This is a genomic window from Nitrosomonas marina (genome assembly GCF_900111605.1).
Taxonomy (GTDB): domain Bacteria; phylum Pseudomonadota; class Gammaproteobacteria; order Burkholderiales; family Nitrosomonadaceae; genus Nitrosomonas; species Nitrosomonas marina_A.
In genome coordinates, this window is record NZ_FOIA01000006.1 from 47,834 (window position 1) to 68,637 (window position 20,804).

Sequence of the window (20,804 nt, forward strand, 5' to 3'; positions counted from 1 at the left end):
AACGAATACTGCTTTGTAATGATGCATTGATTCCTGGTTCCTGGGAAGTGAGTGGCAAGTAATTATGGGTAACGAAATACCTTCAGATCATTTCAACTTTGAAGACCTGAAATTGTTTGACGCACAGTTGGAACGTGAGACGAACATCATGGGCGAATGGTTTTCGCAACAGAAATTCGTTCATGAGCAGAGAATGTTCGGGTATGAACTCGAGGCCTGGCTGATCGATGAAAACACTATGCCTGCACCGGTCAACGAACAGTTTCTGAAGATGCTGAATCATCCACTTGTCGTACCGGAACTGGCCAGTTTTAATATTGAATTAAATAGTCTGCCGCAGCATTTGAGTGGGAACGTGTTCAGTGACATGCAGCACAACCTGGGTCAGATTTTTGATTTGTGCCGCAAGCAAGCCCAAATACTCGGTTCGGACATGCTGGCTATTGGTATTCTGCCAACAGTCAGGGAGACGGATCTGTCATTGAAAAATATGTCCAATTCACCGCGTTATCGTGCCTTGAATGAACAGGTATTACGGTTGCGACAGGGTCGACCGTTGCATATTAATATTAAAGGCGACGAACTTCTTCGTCTGCAACATGATGACGTCATGCTGGAGGCTGCCGCAACTTCCTTTCAGTTGCATTTGCAGGTGCCATTGAGTCATGCGACGCGCTATTACAATGCAGCCATTATTTTATCCGGGCCCATGGTTGCAGCAACTGGAAACGCACCGTTTCTGTTTGGAAAACGCCTTTGGGAAGAGACACGGATTCCTTTATTTGAACAGGCTGTGTCTGTTGGAGGGCATGGGCAGCGTGTCGATGTCGAAGGCGATTTAAAACGTGTTTTTTTTGGTACCGGTTATGCCAGAAATTCTTTGATGGAGTGTTTTCAGGAGAATTTTGAACATTTTCCGGCGATTCTGCCGGTTCTGTTTGAAGATCCTCCGGAAAAAATGTCGCATTTAAGATTGCATAACGGAACCATCTGGCGCTGGAATCGACCGCTGGTCGGTTTTGATGAGCAGGGAGAGCCGCATTTGCGAATCGAACACCGCGTCATCTCGGCAGGGCCCAGCGTTGTCGACATTGTGGCCAATGCGGCGCTTTTCGCTGGCGCTGTAAAAAGCCTGATTGACCAACAGCAGCCTCCCGAGCTTGAATTGTTGTTTAATCATGCGCGGCAGAACTTTTATCGGGCAGCGCGTCTCGGATTATTGGCAGATTTGCACTGGTTCGACGATAAGCAGATCGACGCGCAAACGCTCATATTGGAGCAGCTGTTACCATTGGCGCGCTCCGGTCTGGAGCGACTGGATATCAACAATCAGGATATTCAATATTATCTGGACATTATTGAACAGCGCGTTAAAAGCAGACAAACAGGCACTAACTGGCAACATCGCTATGCCGCCAGCCATCATTACGATATGCAGGCAATGACGGCTGTATATGCAAAACTGCAGCAAAGCGGTATGCCGGTGCACGAGTGGCCTGTTTAAACAACTTTTCGGTTTTACGATGTTGCCGGCCTGTCAAGATCCTCGATTGAAGAATAGAACGCTTTTTAATCGAACCTGGCATGCCAGTAATGCTATACAGTCAATAATAACTATCATTTAAAAGTTGCTGGTACACATGGCGTATCAGCAGAAAAATAACAATGTTAACGATACGGCAGGACATACCCGAAGGCTTATTGAGTCTGCAGGCTCATGAGCTGTATAAGCAGCTGGACGGACCGACCTTATTCCGGTTGCCGGGGCGGCGTACGCCGCCAATTTTCATTTCGGTATTATTGCACGGCAACGAACCTGTCGGCTGGAATGCAATTCGCGATATCCTGTACCGTTTTCAGAACAGGGAATTGCCGCGAGCGTTGTCACTGTTTATAGGAAATATCGAGGCGGCCCGTTTTCGTCAAAGACACCTGGAACATCAACCTGATTTCAATCGTATCTGGCTGTTTGATACCGACCACTTGTCGGATACTATCAACAGTATGCCCGAATATCGCATGGCCCAGCAGGTCTATGAAACGACGGCTGAGAAAGGTTTGTTTGCCAGCGTCGATGTGCACAATAATACAGGTCTGAATCCGCACTATGCCTGTGTAAACAGGTTGGAAACACCTTTTTTGCATCTGGCCGTTCTGTTTAGCCGAACGGTAATATACTTTACGCGCCCGCAGGGGGTTTTGTCCCTGGCATTTTCCAAGCATGCGCCTTCAGTCACGCTGGAATGCGGGCAACCAGACAATCCGCTTGGAGAGGCGCACGCCATAGAGTATCTGACAGCCTGTATGAATCTGGCTGAAATACCCGCACACGAAGTTTCCAGGAATGATATTGAATTGTTCCATACAGTTGCAGTGGTACGTATCGCGCCAGGCAAAACTGTAGGGTTTCAAGAAGACGAGCCGGATTTGCGTTTGATTGACAACATTGATCATTTGAACTTCAGGGAATTACCACTTAATACACTGATTGGCTGGCAAAAGAATCAGAGTGAACTTGTGTTAAGAACCGCGGACGAACGGGACCGGGAGGTATCCGATCGATATTTCCATCTGGATGGTGATATGCTCAGAATCAGCAGGCCGGTCATGCCATCCATGTTGACACGCAATATTCAGATAATCCATCAGGATTGCCTGTGCTATCTGATGGAACGTTTGACACTACCTGAACGGATAGCCGCAGCCAGCGAATAGTTTCAAGCCGGCCGCTTTGAATTCCCAAAGCCCGTTGTTCCTGGTTCCTGTGTTCAGATGGTTTAATTCAGAGTTGCTGCTGTTTCAGTGCACGGAACCGTTTTCTGTCGGTGTCAAATTTTTCTCTAAGCTCGTCGATACGTTTATGGTTTTTTTTCAACTCATCCTGTAGTTGCACGACATAACGTCTGGCAGGGATTATATCCTTCTGGATTGATGACAGTACCGTGTTTCCGGATTGTTTGGCTTCATTCGCTTGTTTCAGAAGATTTTTCAGTTGTGCACTGGCGATTTCCAGACGTTTCTCAATACCTGCAATTGCCAGCTCAATCGGATGTATATTCCTGTCCAGCGCCCAGTCTATTTCTTCTTCGCGGGTATAGGTATTGAGTAAAATCGCATCGCGCCTTTCTTTCTCGAGGCGCTTCTGTTCGATAGCCGCCTGCTGTACCGGATCGGTTTCTGGCTCTGTTTTGCGCTCGACAGTATGCGTTCGAATTACAACGCCACGCTTGTTCATTTCGACAGTTGCTTTGTCCTGACATTCCGGTGGTTTAATGTGCGTGTAATAATGAAATCGACCTTCATCGTCCTTACATTTGTTTAGTGAGGCCTGGACGGGCAGTGTAAGCATAAAAAGTATGGTGATTAATGCAAGCCGGTACATAATTATTTCCTCTCGATTATTAGGATACTGTCTTGCAAGAACGGCATGCGCACACTTGAATTTAATTGTCATATTTTCGCGATCAGCTAAAACCGTGTTTTCACCTGACACTGGGATGAATTCAAAAACAAAATTAACGCTGTAAGCGCAGAAAATATCTTTTAATATCTTTTGTTTCTGGCGATAACGACAATCGAAGATATTCTGGTATTCAGGATTTTGGGCGGTTGCGGATTTTATATTGCGAGTCATTGTAACCGTGGTTTGAATTTTTCAACGATTGGAGCTTTTAAATTGGGTCATATTTGACTGGTACAATAGAGGAATCAGCAAGTTGAATATTTAAAAGAATTTGCCGTTATAAGAAAATTGTCTCTCAGTGTCTGTTACGGTTACACTGCCGGGAAATAATCATCTCATTGAAATTTTTTTATATTTACTTTGAAATAAGGAGTTCCTGATGAAAAAAATGACCAAACTGTTTTGGATGCTGTTGCTTTATCTGGTGTCATCTCAAGCGGTTGCATCCAGCAGCTATGGCTATGGTCTGGGCTACGGGCAGGGTTATGTCGGTACGGCAAGTGAAAAATTTGTGACCGGTATAGCCAATACGGCAACGGGTTTCGTTGAACTGCCGAAAAATATTATTTTGAGAACGCAAAGAGATTCAGTTGTGCATGGGATGACTATAGGCCTGGTGTCCGGGATCATGCACACGGTTGCTCGTACCGTGATCGGTGTGTTTGATGTGGCAACATTTCTTATTCCAACCCCTCCTTCCATACAACCGACTTTTGTTTGGCAGGATTTCTCAGTAGAGTCTTCTTACTAACAAGTTTCACGCCTGCAGGATTTCGGTGGTGTGACGAATCTCAAACAGCAGGAAACGCCGTATTACCATTCAGACAATACGGCGTTTCCTGTGGCTGTCGGGTTTTTATCGACTGTGGTCGAGAGTGTATTCAATAGCGCGATTCGCGCAATGCAGCAATTCTGTCTTCAAGGGGTGGATGTGACATGAACAGACTCTTGAGTCCTGAGCCGAGTCCACCTGCAATTCCAAATGCAGCAAGCTGATCCGGCAGGTGCGGCTGTTTTGCAGTCATCTGCAGACGTTGCAAGGCAGCAATCATTTTTTCCCGGCCGGCAAGACTGGCGCCACCTGCATCTGCACGGTATTCACGCTGACGGCTGAACCACATGACAATAATGGTTGCCAGAATGCCGAGAATTATTTCAGCAATAATGGCAGTGATCCAGAATGCCGGTCCATGCCCATGCTCGGTTTTAAAGATTACCCGGTCAACTGTATGTCCGATAACGCGTGAAATGAAAATAACAAATGTGTTGACAACACCTTGAATAAGCGCAAGCGTTACCATATCGCCATTGGCGACATGACTGACTTCATGGGCAAGCACCGCCTCGGCCTCATCCTGACTCATGCTGTTTAGCAGACCGGTACTGACAGCAACCAGCGCATCGTTTTTTGACATCCCGGTAGCAAAAGCGTTGATGTCCGGTGCGTGATAAATGGCTACTTCCGGCATGCCTATACCCGCCGCTTTTGCCTGTTGCTGCACAGTAGTGATTAGCCAGTGTTCTTGCGCATTACGCGGCATTTCAATGACTTGTGCGCCTGTAAGTCGTTTGGCTGTCCATTTGGACATGGCCAGTGATATAAATGAGCCGCCAAAACCAAATACAGCAGCGAACAATAACAAGGAGTTCATATCCAGGCCAACTCCCTGCTCATCCAGTATTCTTTCAAACCCAAGCAGACGTAATGTAATGCTCAGTACAACAATAATTGCCAGGTTTGTAGCGAGAAAAAGAAAAATTCTTTTCATTCAATTACTCCGAATTAAAATCAAATCATAACGTATATTGCGCTAAACAATATGCGGATTTATTGAGAGTTTTCAAGTAACGGCTATGTGAACTGGCTGCTTGATAGTGCTGTTGGCCGAAGGGAGTGTTTTATTGTGCGCGATTAATGTGTGCAAAATTGGTGGGGGGTACTGTGGTTGACGGGCTGCTCTCGATGATTTGAAAAAAAACTTCATTTTTTTTGACCATGCCGAGATCGCTGCGTGCACGTTCTTCAATTGCATCGGTTCCCTGTTTGAGGTCATTGATTTCAGCATACAGTATTGCATTGCGATCTTGCAGTTCAATATTTCTTTCATGTGCAGCAGCCACATTTTGTTTGAGCTGTTGCACATTGAGCCAGCCGGCCTTGCCAAACCACAGTGGATATTGCAGTATGAGAATCAAAGTCAAAATGGCGGCGGCCAGATATTTCATGGTTTTTGATAATTACTTTAGTTGGTAAAAGGCTCTGCGGCCGGCATATCTAACGGTATCACCCAAATCTTCCTCTATACGCAGTAACTGATTGTATTTCGCCAGCCGGTCTGAACGCGACAGCGAGCCGGTTTTAATTTGCAGTGCATTGGTTGCAACGGCAATATCAGCAATTGTTGTATCTTCGGTTTCACCGGAGCGGTGCGATATTACAGCAGTATAGCCTGCACATTTGGCCATTTCAATGGCTGCGAGGGTTTCAGTAAGTGTGCCGATCTGATTAACTTTAATCAGAATGGAATTGGCAATATTGCGCAGAATACCTTCCTGTAGGATTTTAGCATTGGTTACAAATATATCATCCCCAACCAGTTGAACGGCTTTGCCAAGTCTGCTGGTGAGCAACTCCCAGCCGTCCCAGTCATGTTCGCTCATGCCGTCTTCGATGCTGATGATGGGATATTTATCTACCCAGGCAGCAAGATAGTCTGCGAACTGTACCGAAGTGAGGCTCAGTCCATCGGATGCAAGATGGTATTTTCCATCGGAAAAAAATTCAGAGCTCGCACAGTCAACGCCGATTGCGACATCGGTACCAGGCTGGTATCCGGCCAGATCAATAGCGTTGACAATCAGCTGCAGTGCCTCTTCGTTGGTGTTCAGATTCGGGGCGAAACCGCCCTCGTCGCCTACTGTGGTCGGCATCTGTTTTTCATTCAGCAGTTTTTTCAGCGCATGAAAAACTTCAGCGCCGCAGCGCATGGCATCGCGAAAGTTATCAATCCCAAACGGGACGATCATGAATTCCTGCATATCGATATTGTTGTTAGCGTGCGCTCCGCCGTTGACGAGATTCATCAGCGGTACCGGCATCGACATCAGTCCTGCGCCACCCAAATAGCGGTACAAGGGAAGTCCGGATTCGTCTGCAGCGGCTTTGGCTACCGCCAGCGAAACAGCCAGCAAAGCGTTGGCACCGATACGTGACTTATTGTCAGACCCGTCCAGGTCGATCAGCGCCTGATCAATAAAGGTCTGATCTACCGCATCCAGACCGATCAGTGTTTCCGACACCTCGGTGTTGACATTCTCAACTGCTTTGAGAACACCCTTGCCAAGATAACGCTGCTCATCGCCGTCCCTGAGCTCAACGGCTTCCCGGGTGCCAACCGATGCTCCGGACGGAACCGAGGCGCGTCCCAGAACGCCTGATTCAAGCAGGACGTCTGCTTCAATGGTTGGATTACCGCGAGAATCCAGAATTTCGCGGGCGATGACTTCTACTATTGCACTCATGCTTACGTTTTCCCTGTGTTATCTGATTGGCTTTATTGTTAATGTGATGCTAAGAATTTCTAGTGACTGTTTGATGAAACGATCATTTTTTCATGCGGTTTCCATGGTCTGTGTTGTATGTTGTCAAACAGACGGTGCCGGTATCATGTTTTTGTAGACGCAACCTGTTTGATATGCGTTCCTCCGGATGATTGTTGATTGCTGGAATAGTCAATTGCCGCTTTGATAAAGGACTTGAACAGCGGGTGCCCCGTTTTGGGGGTGGACGTAAATTCCGGGTGAAACTGGCAGCCGAGAAACCAGGGATGTTCGGTTCTGGACAACTCGATAATTTCACATAAATTCTCTTCGCGTGAAACACCGCTGACACATAATCCGGTTTGTTCCAGCTCGGTTAAATAGTCGCTGTTGACTTCATAACGGTGTCGGTGCCGCTCAATAATTTGATCCGCTTCGTAGGTTTCCCGGGCAAGTGAACTCTTTTTCAGCATGCACTCCTGTCCGCCCAGGCGCATACTGCCACCGATATCCGAATTTTCGTCGCGTGTCTCCAGGCGTCCGTCGCGATTACGCCACTCGGTAATCAGTGCGATCACGGGATAAGGTGTATCCGGATTAAATTCGGTGCTGTGAGCACCTTTCATGCCGGTTTTGTTGCGCGCATATTCCACGACCGCCAGTTGCATGCCAAGGCAAATACCCAGATATGGTATACGGTTGATACGTGCGTAGTTGATAGCCTGGATTTTACCCTCCACGCCGCGCTTGCCAAATCCTCCCGGTACCAGAATGGCATGCATATTTCTCAGACAGTCGATACCTTCCTTTTCAATTTGCTCCGAGTCAACATAGCTGATGTTGATTCTGCAGCATGTATGGATGCCGGCATGAACCAGCGCTTCTGATAACGATTTGTACGATTCGGTGAGATCAACATACTTGCCGACCAGTGCGATTGTTACGGTATAAGTCGGATGTTCGAGCGCATGAACCAGTTTTTTCCAGACGCTAAGATCGGCAGGTCTGGCGAGTATGTCGAGTTTATGGCAAATGATTTCATCGAGCATTTGCTCGTGCAATAAAGCCGGAATTTTATAAATACTGTCGACATCAACGGCAGAGATGACCGCCTGTTCTTTTACATTTGTGAATAAGGCGATCTTGCGACGTTCTTCCTTGGGTACTTCACGGTCCGAGCGGCAGAGCAATACATCTGGTTGTATACCGATCTCGCGTAATTCCTTGACAGAGTGTTGTGTGGGTTTGGTTTTCAACTCGCCTGCCGAACCGATGTAGGGCAGCAGAGTCAGATGAATAAAACAGGTGTCATCAGTGCGCAATTGCGTGGCCATCTGACGGATAGCTTCAAGAAACGGCAGTGATTCGATATCGCCGACTGTTCCGCCGATTTCGATGATGGCGACGTCGGCATCGCCAACACCTGCCTGAATATACCGCTTGATTTCGTCGGTGATGTGCGGAATCACCTGGACGGTCCCCCCCAGATAATCGCCACGCCTTTCCTTGCGGATAACGCTTTCGTAGATTTGACCCGTTGTGAAGTTGTTGTGACGGGTCATTTTGGTGCTGATGAAGCGCTCATAATGACCGAGATCAAGATCGGTTTCCGCACCATCTTCGGTAACAAATACCTCGCCATGTTGAAATGGGCTCATGGTACCGGGATCAACGTTGATATACGGATCCAGTTTGAGCATGGTTACCCTGATTCCCCGTGTTTCCAGCAGGGCGGCAAGCGATGCTGCGGCAATACCTTTGCCCAGTGATGATACGACGCCGCCCGTTACAAAAACGTATTTGGTCATCGGGCGCGGATATTATTTGAAATCTGAATGTGAATACAAAAAATGTGTTTGTTTCGATTGGGCATGTGCACGACCAATAGTCTGGGGTATCATGATTTGTCAGCGAATCTCAGCAAGTAAATAATCCATCATTTGTTCAGCCTGATGGCGATAGCCACTGCCAAACAAGTTCAAGTGATTCAGGATATGATAAAGGTTATAAAAAACCCTACGGGTATTATACCCAATTTCCAGCGGATATTCATGCCGATAAGCAGAATAAAAATGATCGGAAAAGCCACCAAATAATTCAGTCATGGCGATATCGGTTTCACGGTCACCGTAGTATACGGCGGGATCAAACACAACGGGGCAACCGGTGGCGTCATATGAAAAATTGCCACTCCACAAGTCGCCATGAAGCAGAGAAGGCGCAGGTGTATAATTGCTGAAAAGACGCTCGCAATCTGCCAGCAAACGCTCGCCGAGCTTTTGCAGTTTGCCGTGATATCCGTTTTTTTTGGCGAGATTGAGCTGATAACCAAGCCGGTGAGTACGCCAAAACGATAGCCAATCCGAATCCTGAGTGTTGATCTGGGGAGTGCTGCCAATGGTGTTATTACGAACCCAGCCATACTGGCGTCGTTGAACACGGTGCATGGCGGCGAGCTTAACGCCCAATGCTTGATTGTCACCGTTGCCGCGCTGCTGTAACTCGAGATATTCAAGTACCAGCCAGGCGGTATGCGCGTTTTTACCCCAGCAAACCGGTTGAGGAACGCGCAGGGTGTCGGACTGGCTGATTTCAGCGAGCCCTGCAGCCTCGGCTTCGAACATGAATAGTCCATCAGCATGATTGGTTTTGACAAAAAAGCACCGTTCGTCGTCGGCAACGCAAAAACTCTGATTAATACAACCGCCCCCGATTGTGGCGATTTTTTGTGGTGCAAAAGCATGCTGTATTGTGTCGGCGATGTGTTTTGCAATATCAGGCCAGTCATTCATGGTTTGATCAGGAAAGCAGTTGGAAGATGTTGGTCCGAAATTTAATCGCGCTTTTCCTCCGATAACCAGTTTTTTGCGCGAACAATGGCCGCACGTACCTGTTCGGGCGCAGTGCCGCCTGGGTGGTTGCGGCTGTTCAGCGATCCCTGCAGGGTCAGCACGGCAAATACATCGTCTTCAATGATTGCAGAAAACTGCTGCAGTTCGGAGATTGTCAGATCACTCAGATCACACATTTTGTGTTCGGCATAACGAACGGAGCGGGCGACAATTTCATGCGCATCGCGAAATGGTATGCCTTTTTTTACCAGATAGTCCGCCAGATCGGTCGCTGTTGAAAAACCCTGCATTGCGGCTTTGCGCATAGCCTCCGGGTTTACCCGGATACCTGAAAGCATATCGGCGTATATGCGTAGTGTATCGATTAAAGTGTCGACAGTATCAAACAGCGGTTCTTTGTCTTCCTGGTTGTCCTTGTTGTAAGCCAGTGGCTGTGCTTTCATCAGAGTCAGCAATGCAATCAGGTGTCCGTTGATACGGCCGGTTTTGCCGCGCACCAGTTCTGGCACGTCAGGATTCTTTTTTTGTGGCATGATGGATGAACCGGTACAAAACCGGTCCGCCAACGAGACAAAGCCGATTGCGGGACTCATCCACAAAATCAGTTCTTCCGAAAAGCGCGACAGATGCGTCATCATCAATGCGGCACAGGCGCAGAACTCAATGGCAAAATCTCTGTCTGATACCGCGTCCAGCGAGTTTTCGCAGATGCCGTCAAACGAAAGCGACTGCGCTACGTGTCTGCGATCAATCGGATAGCTTGTTCCTGCCAGCGCGGCAGCACCCAGCGGCAACTGATTGGCGCGCTTTCTGCAGTCGGATAATCGTGTGACATCACGCTTGAACATTTCGAAATAGGCCATCAGGTGGTGGCCGAATGTGACCGGTTGGGCAACCTGTAAATGCGTAAATCCAGGCATCGCCGTAGCTGTATGGTTCTCGGCGAGATTGACGATGGACCATTGCAAAGAACGTGTTAGTTGACTGATTTCATCAATGGATGCGCGCAAGTAAAGCCTGATATCCGTGGCCACCTGGTCGTTTCTGGAACGGCCAGTATGAAGACGTTTTCCGGCATCGCCGATTAATTCGGTCAGCCGCTTCTCGATATTCAGATGCACATCTTCCAGTTGCAACGACCATTCGAGACGGCCATCACGAATTTCGTCGCCGATTTGTCTCAGTCCCTGCTCTATGGCCGATAAATCATCTTGCGTAATGATACCCTGGGCGGACAGCATTCGGGCATGCGCCAGAGAGCCCTGTATATCGTATGCTGCCAGCCGGTAATCAAAGCCTATCGAGGCCGTATAGCGCTCTACCAGCGCCGAGACGGGCTCTTCGAATCTGCCGGACCATTTTTTTGTGTCGCTGTCGTTGTTATCAGCCAAGACGTATGTTTCCTTTTGTGTAAATCGTTATATGTCAAGTGTTGTATTCTTGATGATTGGCGTCAGTTTTAGATTATAAATCAAAATGCACCGGGTGTTATTTGCTATACTCCGGTTGCAGGATTTTTGTCGCTGAACGGCGACCGAACCTTTGTAAAACATCGGTGTAACACTTGTTCATATTGAAGTTGTCCTGAATTTGAATTTTGAAATCATCCGCTTTCACTTCAGATTGGATTAGTGGATAATTAGAGTTTTTTTACCTGTCACCTAAACAAGGAGCTATTGATGACGGATCAGAATAATGAATCATTTCAATCTAAAGCAACGACATTTTTCTCTATGCTGGGTCAACGGTTTGAAGTGCTGGAAAAACTTCCACAGAAGCAATTGCCCATGAAATATGCTTTTGTATTGGTAGGTATCATTATCTTCGTTTTTGCCTGGAAGCTGATTGCTGTCAGCAAAATCGAATCGGATATGAACAAAATGCTTGAAAAGGAGCGTACACTGATTACCCAGCAGGCGCGTGAACATGCTGACAAGCAGTATAAAAAAGAAGAAGAGCGGTTTGGGCAGGTTCTGGCGTGGGCGGTGCGCAGCGAGCTGATCCGTAACAATATTGATCAGATTGGCCTTTATCTTAACGATATTGTCAAACAGATTGATGCGGACCGTATCGTTCTGATCAGTGAAGATGGTGAATTGCTGGTATCTACCGACAAGCGGCTTGAAGACGTAAAAGGCAGCGATCTGTATTCCAAAGATGTAATTAACGTGCACAGTATAACTATTAAATCTGACGTCGATGGCAAGAAACTGTTAATAGCACCGATTTCTGATTTTAACAAACGTGTTGCCGTTCTCGTAATCAGCTACAATCAGGGTAAAGTCAGCTGATTGGCAGAAGAATCTGGATAAAGGCAACTTGGGCAAACGGCGGGTTGTGTAGTCAGTGAATACACGCAGTTTTGCGAAATTGCCTCGATGAATTCTGAGAATGTCTCGCCCCTGTCATAAAAGCAGGGGTTTTTTTGTGTCTGAATTCCGATATTGAGCACATGAGTTGCGTCACGGAGCCCTTGTACGCCGAATGCTGGCACCCAGTAGCGAGAGTTTTTCCTCGATTGATTCATAGCCCCGGTCAAGATGATAAATACGGTCAATAACTGTTTCGCCATGTGCGACAAGCCCTGCGATAACCAGGCTGGCCGATGCGCGTAAATCGGTCGCCATTACATGGGCTCCGTCGAGTCTGGGTATGCCGTGAACGATAGCCGTATTGCCCTCAACCCGTATATCTGCATTCATACGCTTTAACTCCTGTACATGCATCAGACGGTTTTCAAAGATGGTTTCGGTGATGATGGCAGTGCCGTCAGCGATGCAGTTCAATGACATGAACTGGGCCTGCATGTCGGTTGGAAAAGCTGGATACGGAGCAGTTCTTAGTGTGATCGATTGGGGTCTTTGCTGTATTTCCAAATGAATCCACCGGTTTCCGGTATCGATTCTGGCGCCGCATTCGGTCAGCTTGTCCAGTACGGCATCCAGCAGTTGCGGGTCTGTTTCTGTTAAATGGATATTGCCGCCGGTTGCGCAGGCCGCCACCAGAAATGTGCCTGTTTCGATGCGGTCGGGCATGACAGCATGCTCGGCGCCCCGCAACGCTGGTACGCCTTCAACAGTAATAATATCGCTGCCCGCACCGTGAATCCTGGCGCCCATGGCAGTCAGGCAATTGGCCAGATCAACTATCTCCGGTTCGCGCGCGGCGTTTTCAATTACTGTTGTGCCATGCGCAAGCGTTGCAGCCATCATCAGGTTCTCCGTACCTGTCACTGTTACAATGTCCATCACAATCCGGGCACCGTGCAGCTGTCTGGCTACGGCGTGAATGTAGCCATGTTCTATAGAGATTTCGGCTCCCATGGCTTCCAGTCCTTTGATATGCTGATCGACCGGCCTCAGACCAATAGCGCAACCACCGGGCAATGATATATACGCTTCACCTGCGCGGGCGAGCAGCGGTCCTAATACCAGTATGGCCGCGCGCATTGTTTTTACCATGTCATATGGCGCTGTCAGCTGTGTCAGGTTTGCTGCGCACAAAACAAATTCCGATGATCCGGTGTCTTCTACGTTAACTCCGATCTGTTTGAGTAGCGATAGCATGGTTGTGATGTCCATCAACCGGGGCACGTTGCTGATTCGAACGGTATCTTCCGTCAGCAACGCAGCGCACAGCAATGGTAAAGCGGCATTCTTGGCGCCTGAAATACGGATTTCTCCACGAAGCGGATTGCCGCCCTGAATGATTAGTTTGGGTTTTGATTCATGCATGAAAACGGTTTAGTGCGCGTCGACCAAAAAATGTCATTATAGCCGAGCAGGCTCCTGTCAATGCATGTCTTTCTGCCGGATTCGTATATGCAGAGTGGTTTTGCATGAAATCACGTTCAGCAACCGGATAGAGACAGAGGCATGTGCAGGCGCGTGCGTTTTGATGATGGAAAGCTGGCGTCAATCAATTATACTCGCATATTTTTAAGCAACAGGAGATGGCAATGAGCAAAGAAGTGATTCAAACGCCGCAGGCGCCAGAGGCGATAGGAACCTATTCTCAGGCGGTTAAAATCAGTGGCGGCACGACGGTTTATCTGTCGGGACAGATCGGGCTGGATGCGGCGACTATGCAAATGGTCAACGGTATCGAGGCGCAGATACAGCAGGTCTTTCTCAATCTGAAGGCGGTCGCTTCAGCCAGCGGCGGCAGCCTGAACGATATTGTCAAATTGAATATTTTTCTGACTGACCTGGAACACTTTTCTATGGTGAATGAAATCATGGCTACCTATTTCGATCAGCCTTATCCGGCACGTGCAGCCATTGGTGTCAAGGCGTTGCCGCGAGGTGCGCTGGTTGAAATGGATGCTGTCATGGTGATCGGCGCATAATGAAGGCGCATCATGCTCAGGCTGCCGCTTTCTGGCTGAAACCCGAATATGGATAGCGATGCTTCCGTGTCGAATGCGGCTGCGCTGGTGGTCAGTCCGAAGGTGCAGGAAAAGCTGGCGAGGCTGGGCATTAACAACGAAATGGATCTGGCGTTGCATTTGCCGATTCGTTACGAAGACGAAACGCATGTATTTCCTATCGCTCATGCACCACAGGGAATGATTGTGCAGATAGAGGGTATAATCGTGCATAACGAAGTCGTTGTGAAACCAAGGCGTCAGCTGATCTGCCGAATAGAGGATAGTAGTGGCTCTCTGTGCATGCGTTTGCTGAATTTTTACGGCAGCCAGGTCAAGGCGTATGCCGTCGGTAAAAGAGTGCGTTTACTCGGCGAAATCCGTCACGGTTTTTTTGGTGCGGAAATGGTTCATCCAAAATGCCGCATCGTTAAAGAAAACGAACCGTTGGCAACAGCCATGACGCCTGTTTACGCGATGACTGCGGGGTTACCGCAGAAAACGCTGGCAAAACTAATTCATCAGGTATTGCGCCATTCGAAGCAGCCGGGATTGTTTGATGAGACACTTCCCGATGTAATCATTCACCGATACCGGCTACCGGGATTTAAAGACAGTGTTTTCACCTTGCATCACCCGCCGCCTGATACGCAGGTCAATTTGCTCCAGTCGCGCATGCATCCGGCATGGCAACGAATCAAATTCGACGAATTGCTGGCGCAACAGCTTTCGATGCGGTTGCATTACCGCCAGCGGCGCAGCCGCATAGCACCTCAGTTGAACCAGAAGCATGACCACGGACTGCGTATCCGTTTTCTGGCACAGCTGGATTTCAGTCTGACAATGGCCCAGGAAAAAGTGATAGCTGAGATCAGCCGCGATTTAACGTCTGAACACCCAATGCAGCGGCTGTTGCAGGGCGATGTCGGCAGCGGTAAAACGATTGTGGCGGCAATTGCTGCGCTACAGGCCATTGAAAACGGTTATCAGGCCGCGATCATGGCGCCGACCGAGATTCTTGCCGAGCAGCATTTCCAGAAATTATCCGCCTGGTTTGGGCCTTTGGGAATACAGGTGGGGTGGCTGTCAGGCGGGCAGAAGAAAAAAGACAGGCTATCGGTTCTGGCCGCCATCGAATCCGGTACGGCGATGCTCGCGGTGGGTACGCATGCGCTGTTTCAGGAACAGGTCAATTTTTATCAGCTGGGACTGGCCATAATAGACGAACAGCATCGATTTGGAGTGCATCAGCGACTGGCTCTGCGCATGAAAGGCATGCAGCAGTCCGGTATCGTTCCGCATCAGTTGATGATGAGTGCCACGCCGATTCCGCGTACGCTGTCTATGAGCTATTTCGCCGATCTTGATGTGTCGATTATTGATGAATTGCCGCCGGGCAGATCTCCCGTGATTACCAAACTGGTGGCCGACAGCCGGCGCAATGAGGTTGTTGCGCGAATTCAACAGGCCTGCCAGCAGGGAAGGCAGGTTTACTGGGTATGTCCGTTAATTGAAGAATCCGAAACACTGCAATTGCAAACAGCGATGGAGACCTGCGAGACCTTGTGCAGAATATTTACGGATCTGAATGTTGGCCTGGTGCACGGGCGATTGACGGCGCAGGAAAAGGCGGACATGATGGCGCTGTTTAAGCAGGGTAATATTCAATTGCTGGTAGCGACGACCGTGATCGAGGTGGGTGTTGATGTGCCAAATGCGTCGCTTATGGTAATTGAAAATGCCGAGCGTATGGGATTGTCTCAACTGCACCAGCTACGCGGACGTGTGGGCCGCGGGGCGAATGCCAGCGTGTGTATTTTGCTGTATCAGCAACCCCTGTCGTCAATAGCGCGCAAACGGTTGAAAATTATTTTTGAGCATACTGATGGCTTTGAAATTGCGCGTCAGGATTTGCGTCTGCGCGGACCGGGCGAGTTTCTGGGGGCGCGTCAGAGCGGGGTGCCAATGCTGCGTTTTGCCGACCTTGAACAGGACGGTGCATTATTGACGGCCGCGCAATCCGTGGCCGATGAAATGCTGAACGATTACCCCGACCTGGCGCAACGGCATATTCGTCGCTGGCTGGGAGATAAAACGGAATATTTGCGTGTCTGAACTGGCTAACAGATTGTGGCGTGGCTTCGGTGTGAGCGCAGCTTTTATCAGCACCTGTACAGACTGTTGTATAATGCGTGGCTTGTCGACAGCTATCCGATTGACTGGCCGGACTGATAAAATTCATTTACCAACTAACCCGTTTTGTTTCATTTGAACTCTTATGCCGCTTGCGGCAACATGATCGATTATCGTGGCAAATATTAGCACTGCGCATCCTCAGGCATGGCTTCCGGCATTAAGTACTGTTTCTCCCGAAATACGTGACTGGCTGCAGTTTCGCGGTTCACTCACGCGCCGCATACAGGAGCGCTGCGCTCAGTTTTATGTGGAGCCGGTATTCCAGGAGCTCGCACGCGTGTATGGCGACGAATGGATAAAAATGAAGCTGCGTCCGCACGAACTGGCGCTGGTACGGGAAGTGTATCTGTATTGTTGCGACAAGCCGGTCGTTTTTGCGCATTCGATTGTGCCTCACAAGGATTTGCGCGGTGCATGGCGTACGCTGAATAATTTGGGCAATCGGCCGTTGGCCAGCATGCTGTTTACCAACCCCAGGGTAAAGCGTACACCGCTCGAATTTAAAAAAATCAGCGCCGGGCATTTCTTGTATGACCGCGCAGTTTTACGCCTGACAGACTATCCGTCCCACTTGTGGGCCAGGCGCTCGCGGTTCACATTACAGTGCAGGTCCATTTTGGTGACAGAAGTGTTTTTGCCCGACATTCTGAATTTGACGTAGGGATGTAGAGATGGTTTCAGACTTAATGAATCAACCTAACCGATTTGCCCTCTATGCACGACTGATGCGACTGGACAAGCCGATCGGAATTCTGTTGTTGTTGTGGCCGATGCTGTGGGGGTTATGGTTTGCGGCGCAGGGTTTTCCTGATTGGCATATTCTGTTCATTTTTATCATGGGAACCATTCTCATGCGCTCAGCCGGTTGCGTGATGAATGATTTCGCCGATCGCAAGATAGACCCGCATGTTGAGCGCACTAAAAACCGTCCAATGGCGGCCGGACAAGTCAGTTCGAAGGAAGCATTGCTGCTGGCAGCAGGCTTAAGCCTGGTCGCTTTTATAATGATTCTGCCGCTTAATCTGCTGACGATAGCGCTATCCGTACCTGCACTGTTTCTGGCAGCATCGTATCCGTTTACCAAACGGTTTTTCGCCATGCCACAGGCGTATCTCGGCATTACGTTCAGCTTCGCCATTCCGATGGCGTTTGCCGCGCAAACCAATTCACTGCCTGCTATTATCTGGATGCTGATGCTGGCCAATCTGTTCTGGGTGGTTGCGTATGACACCGCGTATGCGATTGTCGACAAGCCCGACGATCTGAAAATCGGCATCCAGACATCGGCGATTACCTTCGGTCGTTTTGATGTGGCTGGTGTGATGATTTGCCATGCCTTGTTTATTGTTCTCATGATTTATATTGGACAACTGCAAGCAATGGGCATGGCGTATTACGCTGGTTTGCTGGTAGCGGTGGTTTTGATGGGTTATCAATACACGCTGATTCGCAATCGCGACCGGGCACTGTGCTTTAAAGCATTCCTGCATAACAATTATGTCGGCATGGTGGTGTTTATCGGTATTGCACTGGATTTCCTGATTCGGTAAACAGATTCTATGAAATATAAAGACCTGCGTGATTTTATCGCACAACTCGAAACCTTCGGCGAACTCAAACGCATTCCGGTAGAAGTCGATCCGCGGCTCGAAATGACCGAAATCTGCGACCGTATCCTGAAAACCGAAGGACCTGCGGTATTGTTCGAGAGACCCAAGGGCCATGACATGCCGGTTCTAGGCAACCTGTTCGGCACACCCAAACGGGTTGCGATGGGCATGGGACAGACGTCGGTCGAAGCGTTGCGTGAAGTCGGCAAGCTGCTGGCTTATCTGAAAGAACCCGATCCTCCGAAAGGACTGAAAGACGCCTGGGACAAGTTGCCGGTGCTTAAGCAAGTATTGAACATGGCCCCAAGAGTGTTAAGCAGCGCACCGTGTCAGGAAATTGTCCGGGAAGGCGATCAGGTTGATCTTGGCAAAATACCGATTCAAACCTGCTGGCCGGGTGATATTGCGCCGCTGATTACCTGGGGATTGACCGTGACACGTGGACCCAGCAAAACCCGCCAGAATCTTGGTATTTATCGCCAGCAAGTGATTGCTCCCAATAAAGTGATCATGCGCTGGCTCGCACATCGCGGCGGCGCGCTCGATTTTCGCGAATTCTGCCTGAAAAACCCCGGTCAGCCTTATCCTGTTGCCGTTGCGCTGGGGGCTGATCCGGCAACAATACTTGGTGCGGTAACACCCGTACCTGATACCCTCAGCGAATACCAGTTTGCCGGATTGCTGCGGGGCTCCAAAACCGAGGTGATCAAATGCATTGGTAGCGACCTGCAGGTGCCGGCAAGCGCCGAAATTGTACTCGAGGGTGTAATTTATCCCGATGAAACCGCGCTCGAAGGCCCTTATGGCGACCATACCGGCTATTACAACGAGCAGGAAACCTTTCCTGTTTTCACCATCGAGCGCATCACCATGCGCCGAGACCCAATCTATCATTCCACCTATACCGGGAAACCGCCCGACGAACCAGCGATTCTCGGGGTGGCGCTGAATGAAGTGTTCGTGCCGCTGTTGCAGAAACAATTTCCTGAAATCACTGATTTCTATCTGCCGCCCGAAGGCTGTTCGTACCGTATGGCAGTGGTCAGCATGAAGAAACAATATGCCGGACACAGCAAGCGCGTAATGTTCGGTATTTGGAGTTTCCTGCGCCAGTTCATGTACACCAAATTCATTATCGTTACCGATGACGACGTTAACATCCGCGACTGGAAAGAAGTCATCTGGGCTGTCACCACCCGGGTCGATCCGGCCAGAGATACGCTTATCGTCGAAAACACCCCTATCGATTACCTCGACTTCGCCAGCCCGATCTCCGGTCTCGGCGGCAAAATGGGACTCGATGCGACCAACAAATGGCCGGGAGAAACCAACCGAGAATGGGGTACGCCGATTGTGATGGACGAGGCGGTTAAGCTGAAAGTTGATGCAATGTGGGGGGAGTTGGGGTTGTAACTTTAGAAGCAATGGTGTAAGTTGCTGATAATGAATATTAATTTGAGTAAATGTCGAAAATTGACCGTATAAGAGAAAATCGGGTGGTTAAAAGTTGTATTTGTTTTATTCGTGACTATTGACGTATCGCTTGTGGCTTGACTTGCTCAGAATTATGATAATAAAGGGTCAAATCTGTTTATTAATTATAAGGATTGATATATTCTCGCTTGTTCTTGCTCCTATTTTTAATCAAAATCTTACCCAACATACCAATGTGTCACTTAGAAGAATTACTACAAAGGTAGAGAATAAATTAATAGACAGACTTGACCCCTGTGTGTATGTACCTTTATGTCTCTGTTTGAAATGATCAGTCTCTGCCCGTATTGTTCTCAGGTTACAATTCCTGCTTAAAGAACACGATTCATAATTGTCGTGCTCGTTCTTTGCCAATTCAATTTTATTAATAATTTCGACAATTCTGCTATCCGGTACCAAACCATCAGCTATGTCGTCATTATTGTTTTCAACACTATATTCCTTGTTCATCACAAAAATCCTCCGCAATGATTACCTGACGCAGTGATTGTTGAATCAAATCTTGTAAAATCATCAAAAGACTAAACTGCTGGCCAGAAAATATAAATCCCAGTAACGCAACTGCAAAAATGCGGTTACTACAGCAAGCGCCACAAACAATGTATCCGATGCGTTGTGCGTGATTCAGGAATCGAGCATGTGCGCGCCTGATATCTATCTCGCAGAAAATACAATTCCGATTCGGAAATCCGTATTGGCACAGGTTTCGTGCTGATTTTCCGGTCTTTATTACAGTTAAACCATTTTTTGTATCAGTGGATCACATCACTGATCATCGGAAACTGTCTGTTACAGTTAATCAAGCAATTTTTATTCCAGTTAGAATTTGTTTATATGTATCAGTTCATTAATAAGTGCGGGCAATAGAAAAAGTATCGAGTTGTAAACTGCTTCGACACATTGTAGTCAATTTGACGGTTTTGGAAAATAAATGGTAGTTAAGTATCGCGTAAATTTAAGGATCGATTTGGTTAAATTCAAACGCTTCGGAATAAATGACATGTTCTGCATGACAACATAAGGCAAGTGCGTATAGTCATGAAAAAACGCAGTTATTGCTTTGCTTGGCTGTGTGTGCGATTACTTTTGAATTTGAAAAAATTCCTGACTAGCGCTCTTTCAATATGATATTGCCGGGTTCAGTGCGCTTGTCAGCGCTCATGGCAAGGCGTGTCTTGCAGGAGTAGTCATTCTATTACCAAAAGACACAACACAGTCCATGGGCGCTGACAAGCGCACCCACCGGGCGTTACCGTGGTGTCCTGCAGCCGCGTTACAGTACT

Annotated in this window: 17 protein-coding genes; 9 read left to right on the forward strand and 8 right to left on the reverse strand. The window is 48.4% G+C overall.

Annotation, left to right across the window (positions count from 1 at the left end; genetic code table 11):
• Nucleotides 1-64 precede the first annotated feature (64 nt).
• The gene (locus BMY62_RS04145) at nucleotides 65-1,504 is read left to right on the forward strand and encodes a glutamate-cysteine ligase family protein (RefSeq protein WP_218142931.1); all 1,440 of its coding nucleotides are present in this window, start codon (nucleotides 65-67) and stop codon (nucleotides 1,502-1,504) included.
• Between the two features lie 161 nt (nucleotides 1,505-1,665).
• A complete protein-coding gene (locus BMY62_RS04150) occupies nucleotides 1,666-2,715 on the forward strand; it encodes a M14 family metallopeptidase (protein WP_090656960.1) in 1,050 nt (349 codons plus the stop codon).
• Nucleotides 2,716-2,782: 67 nt separating this feature from the next.
• On the opposite strand, the gene BMY62_RS04155 is transcribed toward BMY62_RS04150, so the two are convergent.
• Nucleotides 2,783-3,634 (reverse strand): coiled-coil domain-containing protein, encoded by an 852-nt coding sequence (locus tag BMY62_RS04155; RefSeq protein ID WP_090656962.1) that lies wholly within the window; start codon nucleotides 3,632-3,634, stop codon nucleotides 2,783-2,785.
• Between the two features lie 208 nt (nucleotides 3,635-3,842).
• On the opposite strand from BMY62_RS04155, the gene BMY62_RS04160 reads away from it, so the two are divergent.
• Nucleotides 3,843-4,214, forward strand: a complete 372-nt coding sequence (locus tag BMY62_RS04160) for an exosortase system-associated protein, TIGR04073 family (RefSeq protein ID WP_090656964.1) — start codon at nucleotides 3,843-3,845, stop codon at nucleotides 4,212-4,214.
• 130 nt (nucleotides 4,215-4,344) lie between these two features.
• Here the strand turns inward: BMY62_RS04160 and htpX are convergent, their stop codons facing one another.
• The 6 genes from htpX to argH all read right to left on the reverse strand — a co-directional run bounded on the left by htpX (nucleotide 4,345) and on the right by argH (nucleotide 11,246).
• The gene (htpX, locus tag BMY62_RS04165; protein WP_090656966.1) at nucleotides 4,345-5,232 is read right to left on the reverse strand and encodes a protease HtpX; all 888 of its coding nucleotides are present in this window, start codon (nucleotides 5,230-5,232) and stop codon (nucleotides 4,345-4,347) included.
• 130 nt (nucleotides 5,233-5,362) lie between these two features.
• Nucleotides 5,363-5,689 (reverse strand): cell division protein FtsB, encoded by a 327-nt coding sequence (gene ftsB, locus BMY62_RS04170; RefSeq protein WP_090656967.1) that lies wholly within the window; start codon nucleotides 5,687-5,689, stop codon nucleotides 5,363-5,365.
• 12 nt (nucleotides 5,690-5,701) lie between these two features.
• A complete protein-coding gene (eno, locus tag BMY62_RS04175) occupies nucleotides 5,702-6,985 on the reverse strand; it encodes a phosphopyruvate hydratase (RefSeq protein WP_090656969.1) in 1,284 nt (427 codons plus the stop codon).
• 143 nt (nucleotides 6,986-7,128) lie between these two features.
• The gene (locus BMY62_RS04180) at nucleotides 7,129-8,811 is read right to left on the reverse strand and encodes a CTP synthase (RefSeq protein WP_090656971.1); all 1,683 of its coding nucleotides are present in this window, start codon (nucleotides 8,809-8,811) and stop codon (nucleotides 7,129-7,131) included.
• Between the two features lie 99 nt (nucleotides 8,812-8,910).
• Complete coding sequence (locus BMY62_RS04185; protein WP_090656973.1) at nucleotides 8,911-9,795, reverse strand: fructosamine kinase family protein; 885 nt, start codon at nucleotides 9,793-9,795, stop codon at nucleotides 8,911-8,913.
• Nucleotides 9,796-9,836: 41 nt separating this feature from the next.
• Nucleotides 9,837-11,246 (reverse strand): argininosuccinate lyase, encoded by a 1,410-nt coding sequence (gene argH, locus BMY62_RS04190; protein ID WP_090656975.1) that lies wholly within the window; start codon nucleotides 11,244-11,246, stop codon nucleotides 9,837-9,839.
• Between the two features lie 288 nt (nucleotides 11,247-11,534).
• On the opposite strand from argH, the gene BMY62_RS04195 reads away from it, so the two are divergent.
• Complete coding sequence (locus tag BMY62_RS04195) at nucleotides 11,535-12,146, forward strand: hypothetical protein (protein ID WP_090656978.1); 612 nt, start codon at nucleotides 11,535-11,537, stop codon at nucleotides 12,144-12,146.
• A 171-nt stretch (nucleotides 12,147-12,317) separates the two neighbouring features.
• On the opposite strand, the gene murA is transcribed toward BMY62_RS04195, so the two are convergent.
• Nucleotides 12,318-13,589: a UDP-N-acetylglucosamine 1-carboxyvinyltransferase gene (murA, locus tag BMY62_RS04200; RefSeq protein ID WP_090656980.1), complete on the reverse strand. Its 1,272-nt coding sequence runs from the start codon at nucleotides 13,587-13,589 to the stop codon at nucleotides 12,318-12,320.
• Between the two features lie 224 nt (nucleotides 13,590-13,813).
• Here murA and BMY62_RS04205 point away from each other — a divergent pair, with 224 nt between their 5' ends.
• From BMY62_RS04205 to ubiD, 5 genes are all read left to right on the forward strand, one after another.
• Nucleotides 13,814-14,203, forward strand: a complete 390-nt coding sequence (locus BMY62_RS04205) for a Rid family detoxifying hydrolase (protein ID WP_090656982.1) — start codon at nucleotides 13,814-13,816, stop codon at nucleotides 14,201-14,203.
• 48 nt (nucleotides 14,204-14,251) lie between these two features.
• The gene (gene recG / locus BMY62_RS04210; RefSeq protein ID WP_090656984.1) at nucleotides 14,252-16,336 is read left to right on the forward strand and encodes an ATP-dependent DNA helicase RecG; all 2,085 of its coding nucleotides are present in this window, start codon (nucleotides 14,252-14,254) and stop codon (nucleotides 16,334-16,336) included.
• A gap of 193 nt (nucleotides 16,337-16,529) precedes the next feature.
• Nucleotides 16,530-17,078, forward strand: coding sequence for a chorismate--pyruvate lyase family protein (locus BMY62_RS04215; protein WP_371264066.1), 549 nt, complete (start codon nucleotides 16,530-16,532; stop codon nucleotides 17,076-17,078).
• Between the two features lie 25 nt (nucleotides 17,079-17,103).
• Nucleotides 17,104-17,967, forward strand: coding sequence for a 4-hydroxybenzoate octaprenyltransferase (gene ubiA, locus BMY62_RS04220; protein WP_090657079.1), 864 nt, complete (start codon nucleotides 17,104-17,106; stop codon nucleotides 17,965-17,967).
• A 9-nt stretch (nucleotides 17,968-17,976) separates the two neighbouring features.
• Nucleotides 17,977-19,440 carry a 4-hydroxy-3-polyprenylbenzoate decarboxylase gene (gene ubiD, locus BMY62_RS04225; protein ID WP_090656986.1) on the forward strand — a complete coding sequence of 488 codons (1,464 nt, stop codon included), beginning with the start codon at nucleotides 17,977-17,979 and terminating at the stop codon, nucleotides 19,438-19,440.
• Nucleotides 19,441-20,804 lie beyond the last annotated feature (1,364 nt).